Source organism: Streptosporangium subroseum (assembly GCF_900188345.1).
GTDB lineage: Bacteria > Actinomycetota > Actinomycetes > Streptosporangiales > Streptosporangiaceae > Streptosporangium > Streptosporangium subroseum.
Map to the genome: position 1 here is coordinate 19,471 of NZ_FZOD01000090.1, position 12,598 is coordinate 32,068.

Below are 12,598 nucleotides of genomic sequence, written 5' to 3' on the forward strand. Positions count from 1 at the left end.
GGCCGCCTACCTTCGGCAAGGCTGGCAGGAGTGGACACAGTGCTCCGGCGGTCCTTCGTTGCTCTCCCGCGCTTCGCGCGAACCGATCTTGGTGAGGCCCGAGTTGGTTGATCAAGAGAAGCTCCTCGACTACCTGAAGCGGGTCACCGCGGATCTGCATCAGACCCGCGAACGGCTGCGCAAGGCCGAGTCCGCCGATCGGGAGCCGATCGCGATCGTGGCGATGAGCTGCCGCTACCCGGGTGACGTCCGTACCCCCGACGACCTGTGGCGACTGGTGAACACCGGCACCGACGCGATCGGCCGCCCGCCCACCGACCGCGGCTGGGACCTGGACGACGCCTACGACCCGGACCCCGAGCACGTCGACGGATACGCCTCCGAGGGCGGCTTCCTGGCCGGCGCCGGCGCGTTCGACGCGGCGTTCTTCGACGTCAGCCCGCGTGAGGCGCTGTCGATGGACCCGCAGCAGCGGCAGGTGCTCGAAGCGTCCTGGGAGGTGCTGGAGCGCGCCGGGGTGGACCCGGCCACGCTGCGCGGCAGCCGCACCGGCGTGTTCATCGGCTCCAACACGCAGGACTACGTCCGGGTCATCGGCGGCACCGCGCAGGCCGCCGACGGCTTCATGATCACCGGAACCACCGCGGCGGTCATCTCCGGCCGGGTGTCCTACACGCTCGGGCTGGAAGGCCCCGCCGTCACCATCGACACCGCCTGCTCCTCGTCGCTGGTCGCCATCCACCTCGCCGCGCAGGCCCTGCGCGCCGACGAGTGCACGATGGCGATGGCCGGCGGCGTCACCGTGATGGCCACCCCGGGCGCGTTCACCGAGTTCTCCCGGCAGCGCGGCCTGGCCGTCGACGGCCGGTGCAAGGCGTTCTCCGCCGACGCCGACGGCATCGGGCTCTCCGAGGGCGTCGGCCTGGTGCTGCTGGAACGGCTCTCCCGGGCGCAGCGCCTCGGCCACCCCATCCTCGGCGTGATCAAGGGCAGCGCGGTCAACCAGGACGGCGCCAGCAACGGCATCGCCGCGCCGAACGGCCCCTCCCAGCAGCGGGTCATCCGGCAGGCGCTGGCCAACGCCGGGCTGTCGGTCGACGACGTCGAGCTGATCGAGGCGCACGGAACCGGCACCCGGCTCGGCGACCCGATCGAGGCCCAGGCCGTACTCGCCACCTACGGGCAGGACCGCACCGGCGGCCCGGCCCGGCTGGGCTCGATCAAGTCGAACATCGGCCACACCCAGGCCGCCGCGGGCGTCGCCGGCGTGATGAAGGCCGTGCTGGCGATGCGGCACGAGACCATGCCCAAGTCGCTGCACCTGGACGAGCCCTCCCCGCACGTCGACTGGGCCGCCGGCGCCGTCGAGCCGCTCACCGAGGCTCGCCCCTGGCCCCGCCGGGACACCCCCCGCCGGGCCGGCATCTCGTCGTTCGGCGTCAGCGGCACCAACGTCCACATGATCATCGAGGAGCCGCCGGCGCCGGCCGAGGACGAGACCGAGCCGGGCGAGCCGTGTCCGGCGCCGATCCCGGTCGTGATCTCCGCCCGGGACGCCGCCGCCCTGCGCGCGCAGGCCCAGCAGCTCTACACCTTCGTCGAAGACCGGCCGCAGCTGCAGATCGCCGACCTGAGCTGGGCGCTGGCGACCGGGCGCGCCGCGCTGGAGCACCGCGCCGTGGTGCTCGCCGACGACCTGAAGGCACTCCAGCGCGGCCTGGCCGCCCTCGCCGTCGGCGAGCCGGGGCTCGGCCTGGTCACCGGCGAGCCGGCCGACGGCAAGCTCGCCTTCCTGTTCACCGGGCAGGGCACGCAGCGGCTGGCCATGGGCCGGCAGCTCGCCGAGCGGTTCCCCCGGTACGCCGAGGCGTTCGACACCGTCGCCGCCGCGCTCGACCGGCACCTCGTGCGGGAGCCGGGGGACCCCTCTCTGCGAGACGTGCTCGACAGCGACCTGCTGCACCGGACCGGCTACGCCCAGCCGGCCCTGTTCGCGGTCGAGGTCGCCCTGCTGGAGACCGTGCGCGGCCTCGGCCTGGAGCCGGAGATCGTCGCCGGCCACTCGATCGGTGAGATCGCCGCCGCCCACGCCGCAGGGGTGCTCTCCCTGGACGACGCCGCCGCGCTGGTCGTCGCGCGCGGCCGGCTGATGCAGGCGCTGCCGCCCGGCGGCGCGATGCTCGCCGTCCAGGCCCCCGAGGACGCCGTACGGGAAGCCGGCCTGGACGACCTCGACATCGCCGCGGTCAACGGCCCGGCCGCCGTCGTGCTCTCCGGCCCCGAGGCCGCGATCGACCGGTTCGCGGAGAAGGCCCGCGACGCCGGCTGGAAGGCCACCAGGCTGCGCGTCAGCCACGCCTTCCACAGCCGGCTGATGGAGCCGATGCTCGCCGAGTTCGGAGCGGTGGTCCACGGGCTCGGCTTCGCCGAGCCGACCCTCGCCGCGGTCTCCAGCGTGACCGGCCGCCCGGTCGCCGTCGGGCAGTGGAGTGACCCGCGGTACTGGGTCGACCAGGTGCGCCGGCCGGTCCGGTTCGCCGACGCCGTCCACGCGCTGGACGCCCTGGGCGCCGGCCGCTACCTGGAGCTCGGCCCCGACACCGTGCTGGCCGCGATGGCCGCCGAGACCCTGCCGGACGCCCCGGTGTGCGTCGCCGCGCTGCGCCGGGACCACGACGAGGTCACCACGTTCCTCACCGCGCTGGCCAGGCTCCACGCCGCCGGCTCCACCGTGGCCTGGTCGACGCTCTATCCCGCCCGCCCCGCCGAGCGGCTCGACCTGCCCACCTACCCGTTCCAGCACCAGATGTACTGGCCGTCGCCGGCGGACCTGGTCACGGTCGACGCCGCCGGCCTGGGGCTGACCGCGACCGGTCACCCGCTGCTCGGCGCGGTGCTGACCCTCGCCGACGGCGACGGCAGCGTCTTCACCGGCCGGCTCTCCGTCGCCACCCACCCGTGGCTGGCCGACCACGCCGTGCTCGGCACCGCCGTACTGCCCGGCACCGCGATGGTGGAACTGGCGCTGCGGGCCGGCGAGCAGGTCGGCACGCCGGTGCTGGAGGAGCTGACCATCCAGGCCCCGCTCTCCGTCCCCGCGTCCGGGGGCATCGCGCTGCAGGTCGTCACCGGCGCCGCCGACGAGAGCGGACGGCGTCCCGTCGGCGTCCACTCCCGCAGCGAGGACGCACTGGCCGACGAGCCGTGGACCCTGCACGCCGCCGGGTACCTCGCGCGCACCGGCCCGCAGGCCCCGCCGGTCGACCTGAGCGTCTGGCCGCCGACCGGCGCCACGCCGCTGCCGGTCGACGGGTTCTACGAGCGGCTGTCCGGCGTCGGCTTCGGCTACGGGCCGACGTTCCAGGGACTGACCGCCGCCTGGCGGCTCGGCGAGGACGTCTACGCCGAGGTGACGCTGCCGGAGTCCGAGGCGGGTCAGGCCGCCCGGTTCCAGCTCCACCCCGCGCTGCTGGACGCCGCGATGCACGGTGTGGCGCTCGCCGGGACCGGCGCCGACCGCTCGGCCCGGATGGCGTTCGCCTTCACCGACGTCACGGTGCACGCCGTCGGCGCCACGGTGCTGCGCGTCCGGCTCACCCCCTCAGGCAACGACCGGGTCGCGCTCTCCGCCGCGGACGGCGCCGGGGCCGTCGTCGTCACGATCGGGTCGCTGGTCATGCGGCCGGTGACCACCGCCCAGGTCGAGGCCGGGTCGCGGCAGGCGCCCCGCTCGCTGTTCGGCGTCGACTGGGTCGAACGTCCGCTGGAGGCGGCCCCGGCCCCGGCCGGCTGGGCCGCCCTCGGCGCCGTCCGGGACACCGGCCTGCCACTGGCCGACCTGGACTCCCTGACCGGCTCGCCGGCGGTGCTGCTGCTGGACTGCCCGCCCGAGGCCACAGGCCTCGACGACGACCCGATCGGGCTGGCCGCCCGGGTCCACGCCGCCACCCAGCGGGTGCTGGCCGCGCTCCAGCGGTGGATCGGCGACGAGCGGCTCGCCGAGACCACGCTGGTCGTCACCACCACCGGGGCGGTCTCCGGCGGCCCCGGCGAGGAACCCACCGACCTCGCGCACGCCGCGGTCTGGGGCCTGGTCCGCTCCGCCCAGTCGGAGTACCCGGCCCGGATCGTCCTGGCCGACGTGGACGGCGGCGCGGCGTCGTGGGCCGCGCTGCCCGCCCTGGTCGCCGTCGGCGACGTCCCGCAGGCGCTGATCCGCGCCGGCGTCGTCGCCGCGCCCCTGCTGGCCCGCATCGCCCCCGACCCGGCGATGACCCCCCCGGACTCGCCGACCTGGCGGCTGGAGAGTACGGCGGGCGGCACCCTGGACCAGCTGCGGCTGGCCGCCTATCCGGCGCCCGAGGGCCCGCTGGAGCCGGGCATGGTGCGGGTCGCCGTCCGCGCCGCTGGCCTGAACTTCCGCGACGTGCTGATCTCGCTCGGCGTCTACCCCAGCGACAACCCCCTCGACCTGGGCAGTGAGGGCGCCGGCGTGGTCCTGGAGGTCGGCTCGGACGTGTCGCACCTCGCCCCGGGCGACCGGGTCATGGGCGCGTTCGCCGGCGGGTTCGGCCCGATCGCGGTCACCGACGGCCGGCTGCTGGTCCCGGTGCCGTCCGGCTGGACGTTCGCTGAGGCCGCCGCGGTGCCGATGGCCTTCCTCACCGCCTACTACGCGCTGGTCGACCTGGCCGACGTGCGGCCCGGGGAGACCGTGCTGGTGCACGCCGGCGCCGGCGGTGTCGGCACCGCCGCGATCCAGATCGCCCGGCACCTGGGCGCCCGGGTCCTGGCCACCGCCGGCCCGGCCAAGTGGGACGCCCTGCGCGCGCTCGGCCTTCCCGAGGAGGCCATCGCCTCCTCCCGCAGTACCGAGTTCGCCGCGAAGTTCGCCCGCACCACCGACGGCCAGGGCGCCGACGTCGTGCTCAACTCGCTGGCCAACGAACTCATCGACGCGTCGCTGACCCTGCTGCCGCGCGGCGGCCGCTTCCTGGAGATGGGCAAGACCGACCTGCGCGACCCGGCCCGGCTCGCCGCGGACCACCCCGACGTCCGGTACCGGCCGTTCGACCTGTTCGAGGCCGGCCCGGACCGGATCCGCGCGATGCTCACCGAGATCCTCGCCCTGTTCGAGGCCGGAGAGCTGCGCCTGCCCCCGGTGCGGGCCTGGGACATCCGGCACGCCCGCGACGCGTTCCGCTTCATCAGCCAGGCCAAGCACGTCGGCAAGAACGTCCTGCTGATGCCCCGTACGGCCCGCGAGACCGGGACCACGGTCGTCACCGGCGCCACCGGCACGCTCGGCGGCCTGCTCGTCCGGCACCTCGTGCACTCCCGGGGCGTCCGCGACCTGCTGCTGCTCAGCCGGAGCGGCACCGACGCGCCCGGCGCCGGCGAGCTGTGGTCGGAGCTGACCGAGGCCGGCGCCCGGGTCCGGCTGGTCCGCTGCGACGTCGCCGACCGCGACGACCTCGACCGGGTGCTGGACGGCGTGGACGTCCGCGCGGTCGTGCACGTCGCCGGTGTCCTGGACGACACCGTGCTCACCGGACTGACCCCCGACCGGCTCGACGCGGTGCTGCGCGCCAAGGTGGACGCGGTGGTCAACCTGCACGAGGCCACCGCGGGCGCCGACCTGGACGCCTTTGTGCTGTACTCCTCGGTCGCCGGTCTGTTCGGCACGCCCGGCCAGGGCAACTACGCCGCCGCCAACGCGTTCCTCGACGCGTTCGCCGCCGCCCGGCGCAGCCGCGGCCTGCCCGGCACCTCGCTGGCCTGGGGCGCCTGGGACACCGCCGTCGGCATGGCCGGGAACCTGTCGGAGGTCGACCGCCGGCGGCTGAGCCGCGGCGGCATCGCGCCGCTGGCACTGCCCGAGGCCCTCGGCCTGTTCGACGCGGCCTCAGGCGCCGAGCGGCCGCTGCTGGTGCCGCTCCGGATCGACCACACCGTGCTGCGCGCCCGGCAGGGCGACGTCGGCCTGCCGCCGCTGCTGCGCGGCCTGGTCCGCGAGCCCGTCCGGCGGGCGGCCACCGGTGCGACCTCCGCCTCCCTGCTCCAGCGCCTGGCCGACCTGGCCACGGCCGACCAGGACCGGTTGCTGCTGGACCTGGTCCGCACCCAGGTCGCCGCGGTGCTCGGCCACGCCTCCGGCGACGCGATTCCGGCCGCACGGGCGTTCAGCGAGCTGGGATTCGACTCGCTGACCGCGGTCGAGCTACGCAACCGGCTCAACGCCGCCACTAGCCTGCGGCTGCCGGCGACGCTCACCTTCGACTATCCGAACCCGCAGGTGCTGGCGGTGTTCCTACGCGGCGAGCTGGTCGGCGCGCTGGCCGAACAGACCGCCCCGGTCGCCCCGCTGCGGCCCTCCGCCACCGATCTCGACGACCCCATCGTCATCGTGGGCATGGGCTGCCGCTACCCGGGCGGGGTGAGCACCCCCGAGGAGTTCTGGCGGCTGCTCGCCGACGGCCGGGACGGCGTCTCCAGCTTCCCCGACGACCGCGGCTGGGACCTCGACGCGCTCTCCCACGCGGATCCCGACCACCCCGGCACCTCCCACGCGCAGGAGGGTGGGTTCCTCACCGGGGCCAGCCGGTTCGACGCCGGGTTCTTCGGGATCAGCCCGCGTGAGGCCGTGGCCATGGACCCGCAGCAGCGGCTGATGCTGGAGACCTCCTGGGAGGCCCTGGAGCGCGCCGGCATCGACGCGACCACGCTGCGCGGCAGCCGCACCGGCGTGTTCGCCGGCGTTCTCTACAGCGACTACGCCACGGTGCTGCGACAGGGCAGCACCGGCGCCGAGGGCTACGCCGGCGCGGCCAGCGCCGTCAGCCTGGTCTCCGGCCGGGTCTCCTACACCTTCGGGTTCGAGGGCCCGGCGATCACCGTCGACACCGCCTGCTCCTCCTCCCTGGTCGCCCTGCACCTGGCGGCCCAGGCGCTGCGCTCCGGCGAGTGCGACCTCGCGCTGGCCGGCGGTGTCACCGTCATGGCCACCCCGGGCGCCTTCGTCGAGTTCAGCCGGCAGGGCGGCCTGGCCTCCGACGGCCGCTGCAAGGCGTTCTCCGCCGCCGGCGACGGCACCGGCTGGGGCGAGGGCGCCGGTGTCGTGCTGCTCGAACGGCTCTCCGACGCCCGCCGCGCCGGCCACCCGATCCTCGCCGTGGTCCGCGGCAGCGCGGTCAACCAGGACGGCGCCAGCAACGGCATCACCGCCCCCAACGGCCCCTCCCAGCAGCGGGTCATCCGGCAGGCCCTGGCCGTCGCCGGGCTCGCCCCCACCGCGATCGACGCGGTCGAGGCGCACGGCACCGGCACCACCCTCGGCGACCCGATCGAGGCGCAGGCACTGCTCGCCACCTACGGCCAGGACCGGACCGGGGCCCCGCTCTGGCTCGGCTCGGTCAAGTCCAACCTCGGCCACACCCAGGCCGCGGCGGGCGTCGCGGGGATCATCAAGATGGTGCTGGCCATGCACTACGGCGTGCTGCCCCCCACCCTGCACGTCGACCGGCCCTCCCCGCAGGTCGACTGGGCCGCCGGAGCGGTGGAGCTGCTGACCGAGGCCCGCCCCTGGCCGCGCGCGGCCCACCCCCGCCGGGCCGGCGTCTCCTCGTTCGGCATCAGCGGCACCAACGCCCACGTCATCCTCGAGGAGCCCCCCGCCCCGACGGAGGAGCGGGAGGCCGGCAGCCCGCTGCCGGTCGTGCCGCTGCTGCTCTCCGGGCACGACGCCGCAGGCCTCGCCGGACAGGCCGGCAGGCTGCTGGACTTCCTCGACGAGCGCCCCACCGCGCGGCTTCTGGACGTCGGCCGCTCGCTGGCCGGCCGGGCCGCGCTGCCGTACCGGGCGGTGGTGCTGGCGCACACCGGCGACCAGACCGTCATGGACCTGCTGGACCTCGCCGACGGTGCGAGGAGCGGAGGCGTGGCCGTCGACGGGCGCCTGGCGATGGTGTTCACCGGTCAGGGCGCGCAGCGGGCCGGTATGGGCCGTGAGCTGTATGACGCGTTTCCCGCGTTCGCGACCGCGTTCAACGAGGTCTGTGCCGCGCTCGATCTTCCTCTGCTCGATGTCCTGGACGATCAGGAGCGGCTGGATGAGACCGGTTGGGCGCAGCCGGCGATCTTCGCGGTCGAGGTCGCGCTGCTGACCCTGCTGCGCGGCTGGGGCGTCACGCCGGAGGTCGTCGCCGGGCACTCGATCGGTGAGATCACCGCCGCCTATGCCGCCGGGGTCCTGTCCCTGACGGACGCCGCCACGCTGGTCGCCGCTCGGGGCCGGCTCATGCAGGCGCTGCCCGCCGGCGGCGCGATGCTCGCGGTCGGCGCGTCCGAGACGGACCTGCGCACGGCCTTCCCGGACGTCGAGCTCGCCGCGGTGAACGGGCCGCGCGCGGTGGTGGTGTCCGGCACCGAGGCCGACGTCGATCGGGTCGCGGAGGTGGCGGCGGAGTGGGGCTGGAAGACCTCGCGGCTGCGCACCAGCCACGCGTTCCACTCCCGCCTGATGGAGCCGATGCTCGCCGAGTTCGCCGACGTCGTACGGGGCCTGCGGTTCAGCGAGCCGCGGCTGCGCGCGGTCTCCACCGTGACCGGCGCCAGGATCGACCAGGACGAGTGGACCGACCCGGAGTACTGGGTCGAGCAGGTCCGCAGGCCGGTCCGGTTCGCCGACGCGCTGGCCGCACTCGACGCCGACCGGATTCTGGAGATCGGCCCGGACGCCGTCCTCACCGCGCTGGTGCAGGACGCGCACCCCGACCGCACCGCCGTCGCGGCGCTGCGCCGCGGCCGCGACGAGGCCGCGACGCTGCTCGCCGCGATCGGGCAGCTCTTCACGGTCGGCGTCGCGGTGGACTGGACGGCGGTCTTCGCCGGCACCGGCGCGACCCGGCTCGAACTGCCCACCTACGCCTTCCAGCACGTCACCTACTGGCCTCGCCCGCGCCCCGGACTGCACGCGTCCGACCCGGCCGGCCTCGGCCTGGTCGGCACCGGCCACGCCCTGCTCGGCGCCGCGGTGGAACTGCCCGACTCGACGGCCACCGTGCTCACCGGCTGGCTCTCGGTCGCCACCCACCCGTGGCTGGCCGACCACGTCGTGCTCGACCGGGTCGTGGTGCCCGGCACCGCGCTGGTCGAGATGGCCCTGGCCGCCGGTGAGCGGGCGGGCGCGCCCGCGCTGGAGGAACTGCTGCTGCGGACCCCGCTGACCCTGCCGCCAGGCGGCGGCGTCCAGGTCAGGGTCACGGTCGCGGGCGACGCGGCCGACGGCCCGCGCCCGGTCACGCTGCACGCCCGCGCCGACGAGACCGAGCCCTGGACCGTCCACGCGACCGGTTCGCTCACCGCGCAGCCCGCGGAGACGGCCGACGCCGGGCTGGTCTCCTGGCCGCCGGCCGGGGCCGAGCCGGTGTCGCTGACGGACTTCTACCCGACGCTCGCCGCCATCGGAATGGCCTACGGCCCGGTGTTCCAGGCACTGCGCAAGGTCTGGCGGCGCGGCGAGGAGGTGTTCGCCGAGGTCAGCACCGATGAGGCCGGCACCGGGTACGCGCTGCACCCAGCGCTGTTCGACGCGGCCCTGCACGCCGTCGGCGCCGGTGGGCTGCTACCCGAGCACGGCGTCCGGCTGCCGTTCGCCTTCGCCGGCGTGCGGATCTCCGGCGAGGCCGGGACGACGCTGCGAGCGCGACTCACCGTCGGGACGAGCCCGGGCAGCGTGCGGGTCGCGCTGGCCGACGAGTCCGGCCTGCCGGTGGCCGAGGTCGAGCAGCTGACGCTCCGGCCGGTCTCCGGGGGGCAGCTCTCGGCCGCCGAGCGACTGCTCTACGGCGTGGAGTGGGTGCCGGAGGAGGCCGAGAGCTCCGAGGAGCCCCGGGCCACGATCCCGCTCGGCGCCGCGCTACCGGCTCCCACCCCGGTGCTGACGGTCGACGCGACCGCGCCCGGTGCGGCGGGCGAACGCGCCGCGGCACTGCTCACCCTGCTGCAGACCTGGCTCGCCGACCCGGCCTGGGCCGATTCCCGGCTGGTCGTACGGACCTTCGGCGCGGTCGGCGACGAGATCACCGACCCCGACGGCGCCGCGCTGTGGGGCCTGGTGCGATCGGCGCAGGCCGAGCACCCGGACCGGATCCATCTTCTCGACGCTCCCGAGGAGACTGTCCTCCCGCTGCCGGAGGCGCTGGTCCGCGACGGCGTCGCGCGGGTGCCGCGCCTGGCGCGGATCCAGGCGTCGGGCACGGTGGACCTGGGTGACGGCCTCGTGGTGGTCACCGGCGCCACGGGCACGCTGGGACGGCTGGTCGCCCGGCATCTGGTGCGGGCGCACGGCGCCCGCGACCTGCTCCTGCTCTCCCGGTCCGGCGGAGCGGTCGACCTCGACGGCGCGACGGTGCGGTCGGTCGCGTGCGACCTGGCCGACGCCGACGCGGTCGCCGACGTCCTGCGGGACGAGCCGGTCACCGCGGTCATCCACGCCGCCGGCGTGCTGGACGACGCCCTCCTGGCCGACCTCACCCCGGAGCGGCTGCGGGCGGTGTTCCGGGCCAAGGTGGACGCCGCGGTCAACCTGCGCGCCGCCACGGCCGACCACCGGCTCAGCGCCTTTGTGCTGTACTCGTCGGCGGCGGGGCTGTTCGGCAATGCCGGGCAGGCCAACTACGCCGCCGCCAACGCCTTCCTCGACGCGTACGCCGCCAAGTTGCGGGGGGAGGGCGTCCCGGCGACCTCGCTCGCCTGGGGCCTGTGGGACGCCGGCATGGGCGGCGGGCTCAGCGACGCCGAGCGGTCCCGGGCCCGGCAGGCCGGGATCGTGCCGCTCAGCGTCGAGCAGGGCCTGGCCGCGTTCGACGCCGCGCTGACCGCCGGCCACGCGGTCGTCGCGCCGCTCGGCCTCGACCTCGCCGCGCTGCGGGCCCGGGGCTGGGCGCCGCCGCTACTGCGCGGGCTGCTTCCCGCGCCGGGACGGCGCGCGGCGGCGGGCTCGGCGGGCGGCGGGTTCGCCGCGCGCCTGGCCGGACTGCCGGACGCCGAACGCGAGCGGATCGTTCTCGACCTGGTCCGCACCCACGTGGCGACGGTCCTCGGCCACGCCGACGGGTCGGCCGTCGACCCCGAGCGGGCCTTCAGTGAGCTGGGCTTCGACTCCCTGACCGCGGTCGAACTGCGTAACCGCCTGGGCACGGTGACCGGGCTGCGGCTGCCGTCCACGCTGGTCTTCGACTACCCGAACATCGCCGCGCTCGCCGCGTACCTGGGCGGAGAGCTCTCCGGGGCGGCCGCCGCGGCGATCCCCGTGGTGACCGCCGCGGTCGCCTCGGATGAGCCGATCGCGATCGTCGGCATGGCCTGTCGCTACCCGGGTGGCGTCAGCTCCCCGGAGGAGCTCTGGGATCTGGTCGCGGCCGGCCGGGACGGTGTCGGGTTCTTCCCCGAGGACCGCGGCTGGGACGTGGAGAACCTGTACCACCCGGATCCCGACAACCCCGGCACCTCCTACACCCGGGAGGGTGGGTTCCTCTACAACGCGGGGGACTTCGACCCCGCGGTGTTCGGGATCTCGCCGCGTGAGGCGCTGGCGATGGATCCGCAGCACCGGCTGCTGCTGGAGACGTCCTGGGAGGCGTTCGAACGCGCCGGGATCGACCCGCAGGGGCTGCGCGGTTCGCGGACCGGGGTGTTCGCCGGTGTGATGTACAACGACTACTCGATGGTGCTGGGCGCTTCGGACGACAGCGCCGAGGGCTTCATGGGCACCGGCGGCAGCATCGCCTCCGGCCGAGTGTCCTACACATTTGGTCTTGAGGGGCCGGCGGTCACCGTTGACACCGCGTGTTCGTCGTCGCTGGTGGCGCTGCACCTGGCGATCCAGGCGCTGCGCAGCGGGGAGTGCGACGCCGCGCTCGCGGGCGGCGTGACCGTGATGGGGACGCCGAACACGTTCATCGGATTCTCCCGACAGCGCGGCCTGGCCGCCGACGGCCGGTGCAAGTCCTTCGCCGAAGGCGCGGACGGCACCGGCTGGGGCGAAGGCGTCGGCATGCTGCTGGTCGAGCGGCTCGCCGACGCAGAACGCCTGGGCCACCCGGTCCTGGCGGTGGTGCGGGGCAGCGCGGTGAACCAGGACGGCGCGTCGAACGGGATGACCGCGCCGAACGGTCCGTCGCAGCAGCGCGTCATCCGCCAGGCGCTGGCCAACGCGCGGATCTCCGCCACCGACGTGGACGTCGTGGAGGCGCACGGCACCGGTACGGGGCTGGGCGACCCGATCGAGGCTCAGGCGTTGCTGGCCACGTACGGTCAGGATCGGGAGACACCGCTCTGGCTGGGCTCGATCAAGTCCAACCTGGGGCACACGCAGGCGGCGGCGGGTGTGGCCGGGATCATCAAGATGGTGCAGGCCATGCGGCACGGCACGCTGCCGGCCACCCTGCACGTGGACGCTCCCACCTCTCAGGTGGACTGGACGGCGGGCTCGGTCGAATTGTTGACCGAGGCGCGGGCCTGGCCGGAGGTCGACCGGCCGCGTCGCGCGGCGGTGTCCTCGTTCGGGATCAGCGGCACCAACGCCCACGTCATCCTC

The 12,598-nt window shown here is 75.4% G+C and carries 1 protein-coding gene; it reads left to right on the forward strand.

Translation table 11 applies throughout. The features are described 5' to 3' along the window. Positions 1-103: 103 nt before the first annotated feature. A partial coding sequence (locus CHC08_RS50310; RefSeq protein WP_179282571.1) for a type I polyketide synthase occupies positions 104-12,598 on the forward strand: 12,495 nt, incomplete at its 3' end.